Origin of the sequence: Cupriavidus sp. L7L (assembly GCF_004353535.1) — a bacterium.
GTDB classification, from domain to species: domain Bacteria; phylum Pseudomonadota; class Gammaproteobacteria; order Burkholderiales; family Burkholderiaceae; genus Cupriavidus; species Cupriavidus oxalaticus_A.
Genome location: NZ_SMNY01000048.1, coordinates 115531 through 135668, shown reverse-complemented (window position 1 = coordinate 135668; position 20138 = coordinate 115531). Strand labels below are relative to the sequence as shown.

The following is a 20138-nucleotide window of genomic DNA, read 5'->3' as shown; positions in this document are numbered from 1 at the left end:
GCCGCGCGTTTAGCACTCGACGATATTCACCGCCAGCCCGCCGCGCGCGGTTTCCTTGTACTTCGTCTTCATGTCGGCGCCCGTCTCGCGCATGGTCTTGATCACCGAATCGAGCGATACGTAGTGCGTGCCGTCGCCGCGCAGCGCCATGCGCGCCGCGTTGACCGCCTTGACCGACGCCATCGCATTGCGCTCGATGCACGGAATCTGCACCAGCCCGCCGACCGGGTCGCAGGTCAGGCCGAGGTTGTGCTCCATGCCGATCTCGGCCGCGTTCTCCACCTGCGCCGGGCTGCCGCCGAGTACCGCGGCAAGCGCGCCGGCGGCCATCGAGCAGGCCACGCCGACCTCGCCCTGGCAGCCGACCTCGGCCCCGGAGATCGACGCGTTGAGCTTGTACAGCAGCCCGATCGCGCCCGCTGTCAGCAGGAAGTCGACTACACCCTGCCGGTTCGCGCCCGGCACGAAGCGGTCGTAGTAATGCAGCACGGCGGGGATGATGCCGGCCGCGCCATTGGTCGGCGCGGTCACCACGCGGCCGCCCGCCGCGTTCTCTTCATTGACGGCGATGGCGTACAGGTTGACCCAGTCCATCACCGAGAGCGGATCCGACAGCGTGCGTTCGGCACGCTCGGTCAGGCTGCGGAACAACTCGGGCGCGCGCCGCTTGACCTTGAACGGCCCCGGCAGTTCGCCATCGGTGCGGCAGCCGCGCGCGACGCAGGCCTGCATCACGTCCCAGATATGCAGCAGGCCGTCGATGACCTCTTGCTCGCTGCGCCACGTCAGTTCGTTCTCCAGCATCAGCCGCGCAATGCTCTTGCCGCTGTCCTGCGCCATCTGCAGCATGTCCTTGCCGCTGCGAAACGGGTGCGGCAACTGCTGCGCGGCGTTGAGCACCTGGGTGTTGGGCGCACCGGCCGTGACCACGAAGCCGCCGCCCACCGACAGGTAGCGCGCTTCGCGCAGGCTCGCGCCGCTGCTGTCGAAGGCATGGAACTTCATGCCATTGGGATGCTCGGCCAGGGCCTCGCGGCGGTAGAACGCGATGTGCTCCTTCTCGACGAAGGGCACGATATGGCGTCCCAGCAGCGACAGCTCGCGCGACTTGCGCAACGCGGCGAGGCGCGTGTCGATGGAATCGGGATCGATGGTGTCGGGAGACTCGCCCATCAGGCCGAGGATCACGCCCTTGTCGGTGCCGTGCCCCTTGCCGGTGGCGCCGAGCGAGCCGTACAGCTCGACCCGCACGCTGGCCACCTGCGGCAGCAGGCCGTCGCGCTCCAGCCCCTGCGCGAACATCAGGGCCGCGCGCATCGGGCCCACGGTATGCGAGCTCGACGGGCCGATGCCCACCTTGAACAGATCGAAGACGCTGACTGCCACGGAATGTCTCCAGCAATGGGGTGGCCTTGCAGAGGCTCTTTTCAGGCGGTCGAAGTACGGCAACGGACACCGCCGCCGGCGGGCCCGCCATCTTGAGAATAGTGCGGCGGCCGAGCTACCGCAGATGCGATGGCACGGCCCGGGGGTGCGTCAGTCGACCACGTAGTCGCTGACCGGCACGCAGCTGCAGAACAGGTTGCGGTCGCCATATACGTTGTCGGCACGGCCGACCGGCGGCCAGTACTTCTGCGTGCGCAGCGACGCCACCGGATAGGCGGCTTCCTCGCGCGTGTACTTGTGGGTCCACTCGTTCGCGGTCACCACCGCGGCGGTGTGCGGCGCGTGCTTGAGCGGGTTGTCCTCGCGGTCGAAAGTACCGTCGGCGACGCGGCCGATTTCCTGGCGGATCGCGATCATCGCGTCGATGAAGCGGTCCAGCTCATGCAGTGCTTCGGACTCGGTCGGCTCGATCATCAGCGTGCCCGGCACCGGGAAGCTCATGGTCGGCGCGTGGAAGCCGTAGTCCATCAGGCGCTTGGCCACGTCTTCGTTGCTGATGCCGGTTTCCTTCTGCAGCGGGCGCACGTCCAGGATGCACTCGTGCGCGACCAGGTCGTGCTGGCCGGTGTACAGCACCGGGTAGTACGGCGCCAGGCGCTTGGCTACGTAGTTGGCCGCCAGGATGGCGTTCTCGGTGGCGGCGGTCAGGCCGGCCGAACCCATCATCGCGATATACATCCACGAGATCGGCAGGATGCTGGCCGAGCCGAACGGTGCCGCCGACACGCCGCCGATGCCGCGGTCGTCGCGGCGGTAGCCGACGCTGTCCTGGTTGGGCAGGAAATCCGCCAGGTGCGCGCCGACTGCGACCGGGCCAACGCCCGGGCCGCCGCCGCCGTGCGGGATGCAGAAGGTCTTGTGCAGGTTCAGGTGCGACACGTCGCCGCCAAACTGGCCCGGCGCGGCGGTGCCGACCATCGCGTTCATGTTGGCGCCGTCGACATAGACCTGGCCGCCGTGCTTGTGCACGATCTCGCAGATCTGCTGCACGCCCTGCTCAAACACGCCGTGCGTGGACGGGTAGGTGATCATGATCGCAGCCAGGTTCTTGCTGTGCTGCTCGGCCTTCTTCGCCAGGTCTTCCAGGTCGACGTTGCCGTTCTCGTCGCAGGCCACCACCACCACCTTCATGCCGGCCATCTGCGCCGACGCCGGGTTGGTGCCGTGCGCCGACGACGGGATCAGGCAGATGTCGCGATGGCTTTCGCCGCGGCTGGCGTGATACGCATGGATGATCAGCAGGCCCGCGTACTCGCCTTGCGAGCCGGCGTTGGGCTGCAGGCTGACCGCGGCGTAGCCGGTGGCGGCGCACAGCATGGCCTCGAGCTGGTCGATCATCTCGCGGTAGCCCACGGTCTGGTCCAGCGGCGCGAACGGGTGGATCTGGCTGAACTCGGGCCAGGTCACCGGGATCATCTCGCTGGTGGCGTTCAGCTTCATCGTGCACGAGCCCAGCGGGATCATGGTGCGGTCCAGCGCCAGGTCCTTGTCGGCCAGCATGCGCAGGTAGCGCAGCATCTCGTGCTCGGCGTGGTGCGTATTGAACACCGGATGGGTCAGGTACTCGCTGGCGCGCGCCAGTTCGGCCGGGAAGGCGTCATTGATGGCGGCTTCGAGCTTGTCGAAATCGAGGCCCGCCGGCAGCGGCTTGCCTTGCGTGAAGATTTCCCACAGCGCAACCACGTCGTCGCGGGTGGCGGTCTCGTCCAGCGAGATGCCGACGCGCGTGGCGCCGGCATGGCGCAGGTTGATGCCGCGCGCGGTGGCGGCGGCATGGATGGCTTCGGTGTTGAAGCCGGTCTCCAGCGTCAGCGTGTCGAAGAAGGTGGCGTTGGTGCGGACGAAGCCAAGCTGCTCCAGGCCGGCGGCCAGCGTCGCGGCCAGGCGATGCACGCGCTGCGCGATGCGCTTCAGGCCCTGCGGGCCGTGGTATACGGCGTACATCGACGCCATCACCGCCAGCAGCACCTGCGCGGTACAGATGTTGGAGGTGGCCTTTTCGCGGCGGATATGCTGTTCGCGCGTCTGCAGCGCCAGGCGATACGCCTTGTTGCCCTGCGCGTCGACGGTCACGCCGACCAGACGGCCCGGCATCGAGCGCTTGAACGCATCCTTCACCGCCATGTAGCCGGCGTGCGGGCCGCCAAAGCCCAGCGGCACGCCGAAGCGCTGCGAGTTGCCCACGGCCACGTCGGCACCCCATTCGCCCGGCGCGGCGATCAGCGTCAGCGCCAGCAGGTCGGCGGCAGCCACCACCAGGCCCCCGGCGGCGTGCACCGCGTCGGCGATGGCGCGGTAGTCTTTGATGTCGCCGTTCACGCCCGGGTACTGCAGCAGCACGCCGAAGGCGCCTGCAGCAGCGGCGTCGGCGGCGGGGCCGACCTTCACTTCGATATCCAGCGGCAGCGCGCGCGTTCGCACCACTTCCAGCGTCTGCGGCAGCACGTCGTCGGCGACGAAGAAGATACTGGAGTCGTGCTTGTTCACGCGCTGCAGCAGCGTCATCGCTTCGGCGGCAGCGGTGCCTTCATCGAGCATCGACGCGTTGGCGATATCCAGCCCGGTCAGGTCGGTGACCATCTGCTGGAAGTTCAGCATCGCTTCCAGGCGGCCTTGCGAGATTTCCGGCTGGTAGGGCGTGTAGGCGGTGTACCAGGCCGGGTTCTCGAAGATATTGCGCAGCACGACCGCGGGCGTGACGGTGTTGTAGTAGCCCTGGCCGATAAAGCTCTTCAGTACGCGGTTCTTGCGCGCCAGGCCGCGCAGTTTGGCCAGTGCGGCTTCCTCGCTCAGCGGCTCGGTGAACTCGCCCATCGGCATGCCGTCGCGGCGGCGGATGGCGGCGGGGATCACGGCATCGATCAGCGCGGCGCGGCTGTCGTAGCCGAGCACCTTCAGCATGTGCTGCTGTTCGGGGGTATCGGGGCCGATGTGGCGGGCGGCGAAGGCGTCGCGCGCCTCCAGTTCGGCCAGCGTGGGCCGGTTACCTTGGGCGGCGGTCATGGGAAGCGGGGCGTTCATTGGCAAGAACCTCGTGGGGAGCGCTGCGGCAGGTGGTCAGCCGTGCCGCGGCGCTGCAAATGCTGTGTGCCGATCCCGGGTGCGGGACCGGCGGGGCGATCAGGCGCCGACGCTGGCCTTGTACGCGTCGGCCGACATCAGGCCGTTGACGTCGTCGCTGTTGGCCGGCTTGAGCTTGAACAGCCAGGCGTCGAAGGCATTGGCATTGACGCTTTCCGGCTCGGCCGTGGCGGCTTCGTTGACGGCGATCACTTCGCCGGCCACCGGGGCGTAGATATCGGAAGCGGCCTTCACCGATTCCACCACTGCCAGCGCGTCGCCGGCACCGACCGACTTGCCCACTTCGGGCAGTTCCAGGAAGACGATGTCGCCCAGCGCATCCTGTGCGTGGTCGGTGATGCCAATGGTGAGCGTGCCGTCGGCTTCGACGCGCACCCACTCATGCGACTCGGTGTATTTGAGGTCGGCGGGGAAATTCATGAAGGTTCTCCGGATTCAGATCTGTTTCTTGTTGGGTGATGCCTGCCCGGCAACGCTGCCGGCAGGCGAGGGCGACCGTTGGGTGAGCGGATGTTTCCCTTAGCTCACGAGTGCCTTGCCATTACGCACAAACGGCAGTTTAACCACAGTCGCGTTGAGTTTGCGGTCGCGGATCTCCACCTGCACGGTGTCGCCGACGTTCACGCCCTGCGGCAGGCGCGCGAACGCGATCGATTGCGACAGCGAGGGGCTGAAGGTGCCGCTGGTGATTTCGCCGTCACCGGCGGCGGTGATGACCTTCTGGTGGGCGCGCAGCACGCCACCTTTGTCGCGCAGGATCAGGCCGAGGAATTGCTGGCGCGAGCCGGCCGCGGCCAGTGCCGCCTTGCCGGTGAAGTCGCGCTCGCTCTGCAGGTCGACGGTCCAGGCCAGGCCCGCGTCCAGCGGCGAGGTGCTGATATCCATGTCCTGGCCATACAGGTTCATGCCGGCTTCCAGGCGCAGCGTGTCGCGCGCGCCCAGGCCGGCCGGGCGCACGCCCGCGGCATTCAGTTTTTCCCACAGGCCGGCGACGCTGGCCACCGGCACCACCAGCTCGAAGCCGTCTTCGCCGGTGTAGCCGGTGCGCGCGACCATGACTTCGCCAAGTGCGGGGTCCTGCACCACGACAGCGTTGAACGGCTTGAGCGCATCGGAAGGCTGGGTCGACGGGAAGGTACTCCACACCTTGGCGCGGGCGTTAGGCCCCTGCACCGCGACGATCGCCAGCGGCTGCGCGCCCGCGGGCGCAACATCTTCACGGCGCGGGGTGATGGTCACGCCGCTGCCGGTGGCGTCGTTGCGCGCACGGATCCAGTCGATATCGCCGACCGCGGTGCTGGCGTTGACCACCAGGCGGAAACGGTCCTCGGCAAAGAAATAGACGATCAGGTCGTCGATCACGCCGCCTTTTTCGTCGAGCATGCACGAGTACAGCGCCTTGCCCGGCGTCTGCAGCTTGTCGACGTTGTTGGCCAGCAGGCCGCGCAGGAAGGCGCGGGTATTGGGGCCGCTGAGATCGACCACGCACATGTGCGACACGTCGAACATGCCGGCGTCGGTGCGCACGGCGTTGTGTTCTTCGATCTGGGAGCCGTAGTTGACCGGCATGTCCCAGCCGCCGAAGTCGACCATGCGGGCGCCGAGGGCGCGGTGGATGGCGTTGAGGGGCGTGGCCTGGAGCGTCATGGAATCCTCGGGGGCAATGTCGGGTTGCGAAAACAAAAAAGGGCCACCCGCCGCAACGATCGCTATGCCAATGGCCAAGCAATCCGCTGCGGCGGATGACCCCTCTGTCCTCGATACCTGAGAGATTACGAGGCGGATTCGTTGAATCCCGTCCTCGCGCGCCCCTTCGGTGGGCACGCTCGCCACGAATGGCGGGTGCCGCTCTCCAGAGTGCGGCATGCATCGTGTGCATGTTGCATGCCGATCCGAGCGGTCCGTGGTGCCTGAGAGTTTTCGGGTGATACCCCTTCGGCGGCGCAGATATGCGCGCTCTCCCGGTCGGATGCGCGCAATGTACGGGAGGGCCCTGCCTTTGTCAACGCGGCAGGCGCCCCCCGCCAGCAGCCATTCGCCCTATCAACGGCGATGGTCGTCGGTCATTACGTTACCGACCACGCCGCCCAGGGCGGCACCGCCCAGCGTGCCTGCGGCACTACCGTGCGTCAACGCAGCACCGCCGGCCGCGCCCACGCCGGCACCAATGACCGTGTTGCGCTGCTTCGGTGTCATGTCGGCACAGCCGGTGGCCAGGGCCGCAACGGCTATGCCGGCCATCGTCGCTTTGGAAAAGGCTCGTAGCATTTTCATGATGGGCTCCGAAAGTAACTTTGAGTACGTTCGGGACGCAGGTCTGCCATCCCGCCATACTGGTTAGAGGAGGGCCCGGACGCCCGGTTTTGGGACTTACCAAGTGTTACTTCGGTAACGTCCCCGCCCCCGGAAAAAGCGGTTCCCGCTGACTGATCAGGGCCGGCCCAGCGTGTTAACATGATTAGCTTTGCGTCCGGCGCCGCCCCATGTGGTGTACAGGGCGCGACGCCGTCCCGACCACCCCACGCAAGCATTCCCGCGCATGAGCCACGGCCTCAACGCCGCCCAATCTGAAGCCGTCCGCTATCTGGACGGACCCTGCCTCGTCCTTGCCGGGGCGGGCTCGGGCAAGACCCGCGTGATCACGCAGAAGATCGCGCACCTGATCGAAGACAAGGGCTTCGAGCCGCGCCATATCGCCGCCGTCACCTTCACCAACAAGGCTGCCAAGGAGATGCAGGAACGCATCGGCAAGCTGATGGAAGGCAAGACCACGCGCGAGGGCAAGCGCATCCCGCTCAGGCAGCTCACAGTCTGTACCTTCCACTCGCTGGGCGTGCAGATTCTGCGCATGGAGGCGGAACACGTCGGCCTGAAGCCGCAGTTCTCGATCATGGATTCGGACGACTGCTTCGGCCTGATCCAGGAGCAGCTCGGCACCACCGACAAGAAGCTGATCCGCGGCGTGCAGAGCACGATCTCGCTGTGGAAGAACGGCATGGTCGACCCCGAGGCCGCGATCGCGCAGGCGGCCAATGCCGACGAGCACCAGGCCGCGCTGGTCTACCGCAACTACGTCGCCACGCTGAACGCGTACCAGGCGGTGGATTTCGACGACCTGATCCGCTTGCCCGCGGAACTGTTCGCGCGCAACGAAGCGGTACAGCTCAAGTGGCAGAACCGGCTGCGCTACTTCCTGGTCGACGAGTACCAGGATACCAACGCCTGCCAGTACCAGCTGCTCAAGCTGCTGGCGGGGGGCTCGCATCTGCGCGCGCCGGCCTTTACCGCGGTGGGCGACGACGACCAGGCCATCTACGGCTGGCGCGGCGCCACGCTGGACAACCTGCGCGGGCTGCAGACCGACTTCCCCGACCTCAAGGTGATCAAGCTGGAGCAGAACTACCGCTCCACCGTGCGCATCCTGGAAGCGGCCAACGCGGTCATCGCCAACAATCCCAAGCTCTTTGACAAGAAGCTGTGGAGCGAGCACGGCATGGGCGATCCCATCGCCATCCACCCGATGAACGACGAGGAGCACGAGGCGGAGTCGGTGGTGTTCCGCCTGTCGGCGCACAAGTTCGAGCGCCGCGCGCAGTTCCGCGACTACGCCATCCTGTACCGCGGCAACCACCAGGCGCGGCTGTTCGAGCAGATCCTGCGGCGCGAGCGCATTCCCTATGTGCTGTCGGGTGGCCAGAGCTTCTTCGACAAGGCCGAGATCAAGGACATCTGCGCCTACCTGCGCCTGATCGCCAATCCCGACGACGATCCCGCCTTTATCCGCGCGATCACCACGCCGCGCCGCGGCGTCGGCAATACCACGCTCGAAGTGCTGGGCACGTTTGCCGGGCAGGCCAAGGTGTCGTTGTTCGAGGCGGCGATGATGGGCGGCATCGAGGGCAAGCTGCAGCCGCGCCAGCTGGAGCCGCTGCGCGTGTTCTGCGAATCGATGGTGCGGCTGGCCGACCGCGCGGCCAAAGATCCGGCCACCGAAGTGCTCGACGACCTGATGGCCGGCATCCACTACGAGGCATACCTGTACGACAGCTTCGACGAGCGCCAGGCGCAGTCACGCTGGACCAACACGCTGGAGTTCCTCGAATGGCTCAAGCGCAAGGGCACCAAGCCGGAAGCGGCCGAGGGCGAGGAAGCCACCGGCTATGACAACGCCGACGGCTTCGGCAGCGAAGGCAAGAACCTGCTTGAGCTGACGCAGACCGTGGCGCTGATGAGCATGCTCGAAGGGCGCGAGGAAGATCCCGACGCCGTGCGGCTGTCCACGCTGCACGCGTCCAAGGGGCTGGAATATCCGCACGTGTTCCTGGTCGGCGTGGAAGAGGGCATCCTGCCCCACTGCCGCGAAGACGACGACATGACCGACGAGAAGATCGAGGAAGAGCGCCGGCTGATGTACGTCGGCATCACGCGCGCGCAGCGCAGCCTGCAGATCAGCTGGTGCAAGAAGCGCAAGCGCGCGCGAGAGACGTACTCTTGCCAGCCGTCGCGCTTTATCGGCGAGATGAAGCTGGAAGAAGCGCCGGCACCCAAGGACGAAACTCCGGCGATGAGCCCCAAGGACCGGCTCGGCGCGCTCAAGGCGCTGCTCGGCGGCCCAGGCAAGACGGCGGCAGGCTGATCTTAGGTACGAAGCCCGATACAAAACCCTACCAGGCCGACAAGACCGCGCGCGCCGCTGTCCTTAGCATGACGGTTGTGCCGCTCTGCGCTTTTCACGGTGTGCGGCTTGCGGCGGCAGGGGCTGCCCGGGTCTTGCCGCGCCAGATATCACGTCTGGTTTTTCCCTGTAATTGGCCCCCGCCGCGCCAGCGTGCGGGGGCAATTTTGGACGTGCTCGCCCTGCTACAGGCGGTGGTCGACGACGCCGCCGACAGCGGCCACGAGGTCGCGCTCAGCGGCCAGGCGCAGCCGCTGCTGGCGTGGCCGTCGGAGCTGCGGCGCGCGGTGGTCAACCTGGTCGAGAATGCGCGGCGCTATGGCGGCGCGGCCAGCATCGTGCTGACCGACAGCCCGGCGCGGGTGCTGATCGATATCTGCGACGACGGCCCCGGCATTCCGGAAGACCAGCTGGCGCGCGTGATGGAGCCGTTCTACCGGCTCGAATCGTCGCGCAGCCGCGCCACCGGCGGGGTCGGCATGGGTTTGTCGATCGCTGCCGATATCGCCGCGCGGCATGGCGGCGAGCTGGTCTTGTCCAACCGTCCCGAAGGCGGCCTGCGCGCGCGCCTGTCGCTACCGCGCGCCTGACACCGCCAGCGTGACGTACTGCGAGCCGCGCTGGCCGTGGCTGAAGTCGAGGGTAAAGTCCCCCACGTCGACACGGCCTTGCAGCGCGCGGCGCAGCTCGGCGGCACCGCCGGCGCGCACGCCGGCCAGCGCCCGTGCCAGCCATGCGGCGCCGATATAGCCGGCCAGCGTCGCCGAGGACGGCGGCTCATCCAGGTATTGCTTCATGCGCGCTACGTGTTCCCTGACCACGCGCAGCGTGGCCTGCTGCGGGCCGGGCGCGACCTGGGTCAGCACCATGCCGCCGGCGTAGCCGGTACCCAGGATCTCGCGCGCGGCCGTGGCACTGACCGACGACAGGCCGACCAGGAAGCCATACCAGCCCTGCGCCGCCAGTGCGCGGCCCAGTCCGGCATAGGCCAGCGTATCGCCCGCGACGATCACGGCGCCGGGGCGGGCGGCTGCAATGCGGCGTGCCGCGGCGTCGGCACCCGGGTCGGCTTTGGGATCGATCGGCACCGCACGCGTGCCGGTCTGCGCCTCCAGCCGGGCCAGCGATGGCGTGGCGAAGTCCGGCGCCACCGCCAGCGCGATCGCGCTCAGGCCATAGCTGCGCAACTGCCGCACTGCCGCGTCGAGTTCGGCCTGGTAGTCGGCGCGGGTGAACCAGACGTTGTCCGCTGCCAATGCCAGGCCCGACAGCGGCGCCACAATCTGCACGCCGCGCCGGACCAGCTCGGCCGATGACGCCAGCGCCGGCAGGAGACGGTCGCCGGCGCCGAACAGCAGCTCGGCGTGCTCGCTGTCGGCCAGCGCCACCGCCTGGGCCACCGCGCGGCGCGGATCGGGATCGGCGTTGCGCACCACGTGGGCGATCCGTACCGGGCCGTTGGCGGCATTGACCGCGTCGAACAGCACCTTGGCGCCGGCCAGGTAGTCGCGCGCCAGGTCCGCCTGCGCACTACCGCGGTCGATCATGTGGCCCACCACCACGGTGCGGCGCGCGGGAGACTGGGCCAGCAGCGGGGCAGTGGGCAGCGCCAGGGCCGCAGCGCCGGCCGCCAGCAGGCGTCGGCGCAGCGGTAGGTACGGCAGGGAAGGGGGCAGGGTGTCCGGGATCGGCATCGCGCAATAGGAAAAGGGGGCGCAAGTCGCGCCGGCGCGCAGCGTATCCGCCACGTATTACCGCCGTGTGACGCGGGGCGCCTGCGCACCCGTGCCGTGCCAACGCCGCGCTTGACGACGATCAACGCAACGCGCGGCGCGCAGTCCTAGCATGGGCTGTCAAACACCGTTCCCCCCGCGCCCCCCATGAACCCGCTTGCCATGACTACCCTTGCGCCCGACCGCCGCGCGCTGTCGGACTTTCGCGCTCTCGCCGGCCGCATCGACGGCAACGGCCCGCGCTACACCTCCTACCCGACTGCCGACCGCTTCAGGAACGGCCCGGACCTGTCGCTGTACCACGACGCCCTGGCCGCCTGCCGTGCCGATGCGCCCGCGCCGCTGTCGCTCTACCTGCATATCCCGTTCTGCGAGAACATCTGCTACTACTGCGGCTGCAACAAGATCATCACGCGCGACCACGGCCGCAGCGCCCGCTACGTCACCTACCTGGGCCGCGAGATGGCGCTGCTGGCCGCGCGGCTCGGCACGCGCCGGCGCGTGCTCCAGTCGCACTGGGGCGGCGGCACGCCGACCTTCCTGGATCCCGAAGAAATGCGCCGCGTGATGGCGCTGCTGCACGAGCATTTCGAACTGCCGCCCGATGGCGAGCATTCGATCGAGATCGACCCGCGCCGCGTCGATGACGCGCGCATGGCGCTGCTGGCCGAACTTGGGTTCAACCGCGTCAGCCTGGGCGTGCAGGATTTCGATCCCGAGGTGCAGCAGGCCATCCACCGGATCCAGTCGTACGAAGAGACCCGTGCCGTGGTCGACGCCGCGCGCCGGCTGGGCTTCCGCTCGGTCAGCCTCGACCTGATCTACGGCCTGCCGCACCAGACTGCCGCACGCTTTGGCCGCACCATCGACCAGGTGCTGGCGCTGCGCCCCGACCGCCTTTCGGTCTACAGCTATGCGCACCTGCCGCATGTGTTCAAGCCACAGCGGCGCATCGACGAAAGCGCGCTGCCGCCTGCCGGCGAGAAGCTCGACATCCTGGTCTCCACCATCGAACGCCTGACCGCCGAGGGCTACGTCTATATCGGCATGGACCACTTCGCGCTGCCCGATGACGACCTCGCCGTGGCGCAGCGCGAAGGCCGGCTGCAGCGCAACTTCCAGGGCTACTCCACGCACGCCGGCTACGACCAGCTCGGCCTCGGCATCTCGGCGATCGGCGCGGTGGCGGGCCGCTACGTGCAGAACGCCCGCACGCTGGACGAGTACTACGGCGCGCTGGACCAGGAGCGCCTGCCGCTGGCGCGCGGGGTGGAGATGACCGCCGACGATCATCTGCGCCGCGAACTGATCGGCGCGCTGATGTGCAACGGCGTGCTGGATATCCCCGCGCTGGAGCGGCGCCACGGCATTGACTTCGGCACCGATTTCGCGCCCGAACTGGCCGACCTTGCCACCCTGGCGGCCGACGGGCTGGTGCAGGTCCAGCCAGCCCGCATCACGGTCACGCCGCTGGGACGCCTGCTGGTGCGGCGCGTGGCGATGGCGTTCGACCGCTACCTGCGCGACGATGCCGCACGCGTGGCGGTCGCCGGGCCCGAAAGCGAAGGCACTCGCCGGTCCGCCAACGACGGCGCGCAACCGATCCGCATCGTGCCGCGGGCGCGCTACTCGCGCGTCGTGTAACCGCCGCCAGGCATATCGAGTAGGGTGAGGGGTCACCCCCTCAACCGCCGCCGCACCCACCCGTCCAGTTCCTCCAATGGCCTCTTGCTCTGCGTGTACTGGAAATATCCAATCCACCCGCGCAGCACCGGATTCAGTACCGCTATCGTGGGGGCCAGACTCCTGCCTCGTCCCGGACGCACCAGTTCCCGCACCCGCTCAGTCAGCCTCTTCAGGCTTTCCGGGGCAATACGCAGCCGCGCCTGACGATGCACGGTCAGGCTGAAGCCCAGGAACTTGCGCACCCAAGGCCGCGCACACGCGCTCTTGGCCTCGTTGACCCGCGGTTTCAGTCGCTCCGCTAGGAACGCCGTCATGCCAGCCAACAACTGCTGTCCCGCCGTCTTGCTACGCACGCAGTAGCGCCTGCTGGATCAGCCGGTCCACCACCGTCGGGATGCCCAGTGTCCTCACCCCGCCCGCGGGCTTGGGAATGTCCACCGCGCGCACCGCCTGCGGGACGTACTGGCCGGCCAGCAACGCCGCCTTGACGCTCGGCCAGTGCGCCTTCAGCCAGTCGCGCAACGCTGTCACTTCCAGGGCATCCACCCCAGCCGCGCCACCATTGCTGACCACCCCTCTAGTGAGTGCGCCCTGCCGGGCGCACGAAAAAAAAGCCCGCGAATTTCGCGGGCGTTGTTGTTTGCGGCGCAGTCGTGCCTTACTTGGCTGCGTTCGCCATGTAGTCCGACGCGGCGATCACGTCGGCGTCCGGGCCGGCGTAGCCACCCTTGGGCGGCATCACTCCCTTGCCCTTCAGTGCGTAGTTGTGGACCGCGTCCATGCCTTCCTTCAGGCGCGGCGCCCAGGCGGCCTTGTCGCCAAACTTGGGCGCACCGGCCACGCCGGCGGCGTGGCAGGCGGCGCAGACCTGGTCATAGACCTTCTTGCCGACGTCGGCCGACGCAGCGGCTGGCGCCGCAGCTGGCGCCGCGGCAGCGGCTGCCGGAGCCGCAGCAGCGGGTGCGGCCGGTGCGGGCGCAGCAGCAGCCGCAGCGGCTTCCGGCGCCGCAGCGGTCGTCGGGGCAGCGGCAGCCGGTGCCGGCGGCTCGGGGAACTTCGCGCCACCGGCGTCGGCCATGTAGACCACGGCGCGGGCCAGTTCGTAATCGGTGTAGTCGTCAGGCGTGCTGCCGGCGCGCGGCGGCATTGCGCCCTTGCCGCCCAGCACCGACTTCATCAGGCCGTCAAAGCCCTGGCCGATACGCGCGCTCCAGTCGCCGGCAGTACCATACTTGGGCGCTCCCGCCGCGCCAGTGGCGTGGCAGGCCGCGCAGATTTCCTTGTAGACCTGTTCGCCGGTCTTGAACACGCGCGGTGCATTGGGGTCCTTGATTTCGAGCGACGCGACCGGCTTGATGCGGTCGTTGACGGCTTCCGCGGTGGTGGCAGTGCCGGCACTTTCAGTGGAGCCGTGTCCCACAAAGTTGACCAGGAGGACGATCACGAGGATCGGTACCAGGAAAGCCGCGACCACCACAGCGATCAGCTGCTTGGGGGTCTTGATGGGAGACTCGTGTTCGTGGTGTTCGTTGTGGACGTCGCTCATACAGAACTCTCAGTTTTGCAGGAAACCTTCTGGCCGCTCACCCTCGGCTTGCTTTATCTGGCCCTAGTCTGACCACTACCTGGCCCGCAGGGACCCGACAGAAGTCCGCCCCATGCTGCCTTGCGGCCATTGCCTGGCTCGGGTCTGTCGCTATTTGCGCACTTCGGAGTGTCTCCCGGGCCGGGCCCCGGATTGTCGCCGAAACCAAGCCGCAAAGCCTTGATCCTGGTCGACTGCGTGAGGGGCACGATTTGACGCAAATAGCTGGCGATTATAGCCCCATTCCACCCTTCGCCAGTGCCAAAAGCGGCGGTTGCGAGACGTAAGGCGGACCCTCCGGAGAGGCCCGCATGGACGGCGCGGGGCAAACGCGGTATCCTATGCGACTTTCCTGCGGCGGCATTCGCGCGCTGCATTGCTGTACCCGCAATACCGGTTTAAAAAACCGTCTCTGTGCGCCCGTAGCTCAATGGATAGAGTACTGCCCTCCGAAGGCAGGGGTTGCTGGTTCGATCCCAGCCGGGCGCGCCAATCTGATACGTCGCTGGGCACTTCGCCGGGCTTCCCCTTGAAGTGCGAAATTGCTGACGCCAATTGGGCGCGGTTGCCATGAATACGACATTTCTTGGCATCAACACGAATGTCCGTCACTAGCGTCCGCAGGAACTGCCGCGCAAGCGGGGTCGTCGGATCTTGCAACGCAGCCTTTGCGGCGGTGATAAACTTTTCAATCTGGCTTCGACCAAATTTTAGAAACGGCAGGTGTTGCCTCGCGTTCAGCGCCTGCAGTTCCGCCTCAGTGACTTCGATCTGCTTTTGTTTTGCTCGGATGAAGTCCTGACATGTGGAATCGAGATCCAAGCGTTTCTCATATATCCTGCTATAAAACTGCCCTAAAGCAGCTCGCAACGTGCCTGCACGAGTCTGCAAAGCAAGGACGCGTTTAGGGTCGGGCTTTTTTACATCTTTCCAGATCTGCGCTAGCTCATCCAAAATGAACTCTACGCGCGCGGGATTGAGTACGTGGTTAATAACAGCCTCGAGAATAAGCTTGTCCGTTTCTTCCTTAGGAAGATTGGGGCTGGTACAGGCATTCGGGCTGACCTTTATCTTTGTTTGGCATTTGTAGTACTTGTATTGCCCGGATTTTCCGGTAGTCACCGCAAAGCCCTTCTTGCAGATATTGCACACGAGCAAGCCTGTCAATAGCGTGGGAACCTGGGCAGCGCGATTCTCTGTATTGGGCGGCCTTCTGCTTTCCAGTTTCTTTTGAACTGCATCAAAGATGCTTTTATTTAGAATTGGGGGAATGTTTGTAGTAATCCATTCCGACTGCGGGTGCATGCCTCCTTTTCGGGTATCTCGCTGAAACGTAACTAGTTTTCCGATATAAGCAGTATTTTTGAGGATCTTTTCCACGTGCCCCATGGTCCAGGTTACGCCTCGGTGCAAAAGCCCTCGTTCGTTCAGGTCTTCCGTGATCCGTTTCAGGCCCATAACCAATCCATTTTTTCCAGACAAGGACAGTGCGAAAATCTCGCGAACTACCTCTGCCTCACTCTCTTTGACAATGAGTATCTTCTTTACACCGCTGCGGGAGGGAATGTTTGTCGCCTGAGTTTGATATCCGTACGGTGGTAGAGATCCGTTGAAATAGCCCGCCTTGGCGTTTGCAATCATACATTCCGCGACGCGCTTTCCACCTGTACGACTAAAAATTTCATCCATCACGCCAGTAAAGTTTCGCATCATAAACGCGGACAAGTCGTCTTCGGGGCGTGGTTGGCCAAGCGTTACGACGTAAACGCCATGGCTTTCTAACGTTCGCTCCAAAATCTCCCGGTCTGCATTCCGGCGATAAAATCTGCTTTGCGTAAAAACAACAATAAGCTCAAATTGTTTCTCGTCGGATAGCGCGGCATTAATCATTCGTTGAAATTCAGGCCGCGTTTTTGTGAAAGAATATGCGGAACCCTGATCTTCAAAGATCTCTACGACTGTGTGGCCGTGCTCCTTACACCATTTTTTGCAGGCGGCTAACTGGTCACCGATCGACATGCCTCGTTCCGCCTGCCGGTCCGTCGAAACGCGGACATACACTGCGGCTTTCATTTGAAGCTCCGGTTTAGAGAGTCTCCCTAAGCAGGCGTTCTTTCGCCAGCGGGAGCTGTGAGTGACCGTTCATCAACTTCCTCGGCCAACTCTTTCGTCGACCGATCGTTGAAATCGTCACTGCACTTTTCGAGTGCATGAGCGTATTGAGTCAGTAGGGCGACGAACACGTCTTGCTCACCGGGAAGGAGATGAGCTTCCTCATACGCCTTGACAAGGCGCACTGTGACCTGCGCGTCTCGGATCGACAAAACAATCGTTTGTCGCGTGGACATGCTGCTGTTCGATATCCGCGGAAGTTTGTCAGGTGATTCCCTATACTCATGGACCGACGAGGCCTGGCGATGCGCGGTATTGGGGTGACCCTATTTCGAAGTCTAGGTTGGAGAAACGGGTTTTTCTATAGAAATGCGGTGTTGAAGCGAAACCCTATTGACGAAACGTATGTAGCGTCTAATCTGCTCATGAAGTCTCTTTGGAGGTGCAAATGGCAAGACGCCCCGTCTCTGCTCGCATCCAGTCCCCCGAAGTCGACACTGCGGAGGTAGGGGAGCCGGCGACAAGTCGTATCAAGCGACAACGCATTCAAGTTACGGGGGCGAGGTTGGCTCCGCGCGAGCGCTACATGGCCATCCTCGCCGCGCGCGACCAGCATCGGTCGCTGGGGCAGTTCGTTGCGTGGGCTGTCTCAGAGAAATTGAAATCGCTCGCTTTCCGCGTCATACGCGACAACCGGCCGGAACAGGTTTCCATTGAAGACGCCGTTGCACTGCTGTGGTCGGTTGAGGAGGCTGATCGAATCGTCAAGCTTGGTATGCATGCCCCCCATTTGATGACGTTCGCCGAGCAGGTGGCATATCAGCGCATTGCAGAGGACGAGGCAGTATGGCCGGCAAAAGACGACCCCGACCTGCCTAGAATCCGCGCCAAGTGGGCCGTTTATACGGAAGGGTTAGCCTTGGAGCACGACAACCCATGATCAGCGGAATTCCCCCTAGACGCGAGCGGCGCCGCGATACCTTACGCGAACCTCGCCACACAGTGACGGTCTCGCTTTCGCTGGCGCGCTACGATCTGGTGCGCCGTCTGGCCGAGCGGGGGAACCGTCGTCCCTCGCAGTGGATAGCCCTTGCAATAGAAGAGACGCTGAAGCGCGATCTGGCGCCGCTCTGCAAACCGACGTCAGACTGTTTGCCAGTTGTATCGCGCTATCTCTTCGGAATCATGGAAATTGACTATCTGAAAGCGTTGCTCAATTGCTTTCCGGAACTTGTCAAAGACGAAGACCTCGAGCGACTACGGGTGCTCATCGACGCGGGCAACGGCGTACCGTCTCTTGACCAAGCTTTGACCACCCAGCGGGCGCCAGCCCATCCGCCTTCCGACGGGACATCCTGATGAGCGGTTTGCCCAGCTTCTCCGCCCACGGCTGGGCCGCCGGCGGGAATCGCCGCGCCCCCTGATCGAAGTCATAAACGCCTGAGATGGCGTCCTGGCGCCGAGCCGCTTACTTCGGCGAAAGCAAATCAGTTGCAGCCACTCCTAGCGCAGTTGCAACTTTCTCCAGCGTGTCTAAGGCTATATTGGTTGTACCCAGCTCGATTCTCGAAATGTGATTGCGGTCTAGCCCCACCCTGTCTCCTAGCTGTCGCTGAGAGATATCCTCCGCCTCTCTCAGGCGGCGGACTGCCGCTCCCACGAGTTGGGGCGAGGGAGATACACCGCGGGTTGAGGTGGCCCTGACCTCGTGGACTCCTGTAGAGAGCAACTGCCGGACATCAACCTTTAGCGCCAGCGCCAACTGCACCACCTTATCGAGCGCAACGTTTGGCGCCACTCGTTCTATCCGGCTTATGGAAGTTCGGTCCGTCTTAAGGCACTCGGCTAGATCATCTTGTGACCAGCCTCGTTCCTCGCGAAGTTTCCTTAGATTGTGAGCGAAGGTCTGCCGGAGCGACGCCATCCCATGGAACCGTCAGTTCTAAAGTGACGATATATCCATGATTACAACGCCAGCGTCTATAGCATATGAATTGTCACCATCTGAGTTGTCGTCATTTACATATACAACTTATATGCCTACAATCGAGATATCGGCACTGCCGATGGGGCACGTTGGAGCTAAGTTGCACACAACTGAGCCTTCCTTCGTTCAGTACGCTTGCATGTGGTGGATGGATGCCACGGATTCCCACCGACGTCTGGCGGCGCGCAGGGAGGTATGCGACGCGTCTGGGGGGTTAAGGATGACCTAGTCGGTGTGACCGACGGCCGCGTTAAGTCCACGCATACGGTCGGACCATGATGATGTGTGCTTGCCAGGCATCGGTGCAGCGGATACCCAGGCATGACGGCCGGTTGAGTGGTGAAGCGAAAGATGTGAAAGAGTTGCGATGAGATCGGATTTAGTACAAGACGGGCCACCGCCAATCGGTGCAAATTATTTGCTTGCCGCGGTAGTCGGGAGGAGTGAAGGACGGCTCAAGCTAGAGGGGAACCTTTCGCCCCTGGCGTGGAAAATCTGCGACTACCTGTATTTGCTTGCCTATCGGGACAGGCACTCAGCAGAGGCAAGTTCAGTGTCATATCACGAACTCATGTCGCTATTTCGGCATGGAGAGGGCGAAGAGGAGGTTGCCGCGGCGCTGCGCAGTTTGCAAACAACGTTGCTCGAGATTGACCGTGGCATGGACTTTTACTATTCAGCCCAGGTCGTGATGACAGATGAGCTTTCCCCACATCTCCTTCGCTTTAGGGTACCTACTGCCATCCAGTGGTTCTGGGCGCAATTAGAAGCTGAGCAATTAAATTAAGCCCCCGTATCTGGTCGAGCAGATCTCGCGGGACTGGAACGACTTTCACGCGTGCCTTAGATGAGAGGAGGAGTTGATGTTCTGGCAAACACCTGACGTGGCGCTAAAGCCCGAGATCGATCTTGCTTGCTGGGCGGTGATTGAGACCGACAAGGGTGAACGGCACTTGGTCGGGATCGACCTAGCAACAGGGGCGGGGCAGGTCAGCAGTGCCATTGAGGTCTTCGATGCGAGCGTCATGGAGTTCGGAACTGTCAGTGGCCGACTCTATCGGATGCGCGACGCCCGCAACTTAGCGGACGATGCTCGTTATGCATGGGATCGCTGGGCTGCCTTTAACGGGGTGCAGTCATGGCGGGACGTGACCACCGACTACGCACCAGCCATGGAAGCGTATCTGAGGAATCATTGATGTTCCGACACGCCCCTGACGTGCCAACAGGGCCTTCGATTGAGCTGGCAGCCTGGCTGATGATGGAGACGGAGCGTGGCGAGCGATATCTGGTGGGTATCAACTTGTCCAGAGGAACGGCTCGGGTCAGCAGCGTCATCGAGACGCTGGACGCGAGCACCATGCAGGTCACCACCCATAGCGGCCGTGTCTACTCGCTTCGAGGCATCGGAAGCGTCGCAATGGAAGCTCGCTTGACGTGGAGTCTATGGTGTCGCGGCAATGCAGTGCTGTGGTGGCGCGATGTCACGGATGAGTACGAGCCGGCAATGCGGGCATCCTTGTCCGGATCAGGTTACGGGACCTCGTTGCGCGCAGCATTGCGGTCGCGCTGACGGGAAAGGAGGAGCTGCCTCCACGGCCTCAACTACCGACAGGTGCCAGTTCATACCTTCGATGGCGGAATGCGGATTGTTCACCTCGATGAAATCCCAGAACCGACCCGGACCTTCTTCGCGCAAAACCTGCGTGGCTCAGGCACCCCCGGAGCGGGGATGGCGTTTGCTTGGGATTGGGACGACTTCCTGGCTGGTCAGCGATGAACGATGGCTTGGAAGTCGCCGCGCGCGAAATGGTTGCTCGGGCGCCTTCGCCT

The 20138-nt window shown here is 64.4% G+C and carries 18 protein-coding genes, 1 tRNA gene, 1 pseudogene and 2 riboswitches; of the genes and pseudogenes, 9 read left to right on the top strand and 11 right to left on the bottom strand.

Translation table 11 applies throughout. The features are described 5' to 3' along the window. Positions 1-9: 9 nt before the first annotated feature. The 5 genes from E1J61_RS31815 to E1J61_RS31795 form a co-directional block, all read right to left on the bottom strand. Positions 10-1386 (bottom strand): L-serine ammonia-lyase, encoded by a 1377-nt coding sequence (locus E1J61_RS31815; protein ID WP_133097834.1) that lies wholly within the window; start codon positions 1384-1386, stop codon positions 10-12. Between the two features lie 150 nt (positions 1387-1536). Continuing rightward, positions 1537-4467, bottom strand: coding sequence for an aminomethyl-transferring glycine dehydrogenase (gcvP, locus tag E1J61_RS31810; RefSeq protein ID WP_133097833.1), 2931 nt, complete (start codon positions 4465-4467; stop codon positions 1537-1539). A gap of 99 nt (positions 4468-4566) precedes the next feature. After that, positions 4567-4947 (bottom strand): glycine cleavage system protein GcvH, encoded by a 381-nt coding sequence (gene gcvH / locus E1J61_RS31805; protein WP_133097832.1) that lies wholly within the window; start codon positions 4945-4947, stop codon positions 4567-4569. A gap of 99 nt (positions 4948-5046) precedes the next feature. Further along, positions 5047-6174 (bottom strand): glycine cleavage system aminomethyltransferase GcvT, encoded by a 1128-nt coding sequence (gcvT, locus tag E1J61_RS31800; RefSeq protein WP_133097831.1) that lies wholly within the window; start codon positions 6172-6174, stop codon positions 5047-5049. A 94-nt stretch (positions 6175-6268) separates the two neighbouring features. Continuing rightward, positions 6269-6393: riboswitch (glycine riboswitch) on the bottom strand. 21 nt (positions 6394-6414) lie between these two features. Further along, positions 6415-6501: riboswitch (glycine riboswitch) on the bottom strand. Between the two features lie 69 nt (positions 6502-6570). Next, on the bottom strand, positions 6571-6801 hold the full coding sequence (locus E1J61_RS31795) for a glycine zipper 2TM domain-containing protein (protein WP_133097830.1): 231 nt from the start codon (positions 6799-6801) through the stop codon (positions 6571-6573). 265 nt (positions 6802-7066) lie between these two features. Here E1J61_RS31795 and E1J61_RS31790 point away from each other — a divergent pair, with 265 nt between their 5' ends. Continuing rightward, the gene (locus E1J61_RS31790) at positions 7067-9163 is read left to right on the top strand and encodes a UvrD-helicase domain-containing protein (protein WP_133097829.1); all 2097 of its coding nucleotides are present in this window, start codon (positions 7067-7069) and stop codon (positions 9161-9163) included. 212 nt (positions 9164-9375) lie between these two features. Beyond that, the gene (locus tag E1J61_RS31785; protein WP_371704911.1) at positions 9376-9792 is read left to right on the top strand and encodes a sensor histidine kinase; all 417 of its coding nucleotides are present in this window, start codon (positions 9376-9378) and stop codon (positions 9790-9792) included. On the opposite strand, the gene E1J61_RS31780 is transcribed toward E1J61_RS31785, so the two are convergent. Then, the gene (locus E1J61_RS31780; protein WP_133097872.1) at positions 9778-10896 is read right to left on the bottom strand and encodes an ABC transporter substrate-binding protein; all 1119 of its coding nucleotides are present in this window, start codon (positions 10894-10896) and stop codon (positions 9778-9780) included. The genes E1J61_RS31785 and E1J61_RS31780 overlap by 15 nt on opposite strands. 201 nt (positions 10897-11097) lie before the next feature. On the opposite strand from E1J61_RS31780, the gene hemN reads away from it, so the two are divergent. Continuing rightward, on the top strand, positions 11098-12579 hold the full coding sequence (gene hemN / locus E1J61_RS31775; RefSeq protein WP_371704910.1) for an oxygen-independent coproporphyrinogen III oxidase: 1482 nt from the start codon (positions 11098-11100) through the stop codon (positions 12577-12579). A 32-nt stretch (positions 12580-12611) separates the two neighbouring features. Here the strand turns inward: hemN and E1J61_RS38500 are convergent, their stop codons facing one another. The 3 genes from E1J61_RS38500 to E1J61_RS31765 form a co-directional block, all read right to left on the bottom strand. Further along, a complete protein-coding gene (locus E1J61_RS38500) occupies positions 12612-12974 on the bottom strand; it encodes a group II intron maturase-specific domain-containing protein (RefSeq protein ID WP_243737065.1) in 363 nt (120 codons plus the stop codon). After that, complete coding sequence (locus tag E1J61_RS38495; protein ID WP_243737064.1) at positions 12967-13167, bottom strand: hypothetical protein; 201 nt, start codon at positions 13165-13167, stop codon at positions 12967-12969. Before E1J61_RS38495 ends, E1J61_RS38500 begins: the two co-directional genes overlap by 8 nt. Before the next feature lie 112 nt (positions 13168-13279). Then, positions 13280-14167: a cytochrome c5 family protein gene (locus E1J61_RS31765; protein ID WP_133097827.1), complete on the bottom strand. Its 888-nt coding sequence runs from the start codon at positions 14165-14167 to the stop codon at positions 13280-13282. A gap of 455 nt (positions 14168-14622) precedes the next feature. Between E1J61_RS31765 and E1J61_RS31760 the strand changes: the two genes are divergently transcribed. Continuing rightward, positions 14623-14698: transfer RNA gene (locus E1J61_RS31760), tRNA-Arg, on the top strand. A gap of 513 nt (positions 14699-15211) precedes the next feature. On the opposite strand, the pseudogene E1J61_RS38985 reads toward E1J61_RS31760, so the two are convergent. After that, a pseudogene (locus E1J61_RS38985) lies at positions 15212-16279 on the bottom strand (recombinase family protein); the annotation flags it as partial. A 625-nt stretch (positions 16280-16904) separates the two neighbouring features. Here E1J61_RS38985 and E1J61_RS31745 point away from each other — a divergent pair. Both E1J61_RS31745 and E1J61_RS31740 read left to right on the top strand, forming a co-directional pair. Next, entirely contained in the window at positions 16905-17258 is a 354-nt protein-coding gene (locus tag E1J61_RS31745; protein WP_133097826.1) for a hypothetical protein, read from the top strand. After that, positions 17255-17677 carry a hypothetical protein gene (locus E1J61_RS31740; RefSeq protein ID WP_133097825.1) on the top strand — a complete coding sequence of 141 codons (423 nt, stop codon included), beginning with the start codon at positions 17255-17257 and terminating at the stop codon, positions 17675-17677. Before E1J61_RS31745 ends, E1J61_RS31740 begins: the two co-directional genes overlap by 4 nt. A 109-nt stretch (positions 17678-17786) precedes the next feature. Here the strand turns inward: E1J61_RS31740 and E1J61_RS37945 are convergent, their stop codons facing one another. After that, the gene (locus tag E1J61_RS37945) at positions 17787-18242 is read right to left on the bottom strand and encodes a helix-turn-helix domain-containing protein (RefSeq protein WP_207951288.1); all 456 of its coding nucleotides are present in this window, start codon (positions 18240-18242) and stop codon (positions 17787-17789) included. Between the two features lie 430 nt (positions 18243-18672). On the opposite strand from E1J61_RS37945, the gene E1J61_RS31725 reads away from it, so the two are divergent. The 3 genes from E1J61_RS31725 (at position 18673) to E1J61_RS31715 (ending at position 19878) form a co-directional block, all read left to right on the top strand. Then, positions 18673-19092: a hypothetical protein gene (locus E1J61_RS31725; RefSeq protein WP_133097824.1), complete on the top strand. Its 420-nt coding sequence runs from the start codon at positions 18673-18675 to the stop codon at positions 19090-19092. A gap of 76 nt (positions 19093-19168) precedes the next feature. Further along, complete coding sequence (locus E1J61_RS31720) at positions 19169-19504, top strand: hypothetical protein (protein WP_133097823.1); 336 nt, start codon at positions 19169-19171, stop codon at positions 19502-19504. After that, on the top strand, positions 19504-19878 hold the full coding sequence (locus E1J61_RS31715; protein WP_133097822.1) for a hypothetical protein: 375 nt from the start codon (positions 19504-19506) through the stop codon (positions 19876-19878). The genes E1J61_RS31720 and E1J61_RS31715 overlap by 1 nt, the downstream gene beginning before the upstream one ends. Positions 19879-20138 lie beyond the last annotated feature (260 nt).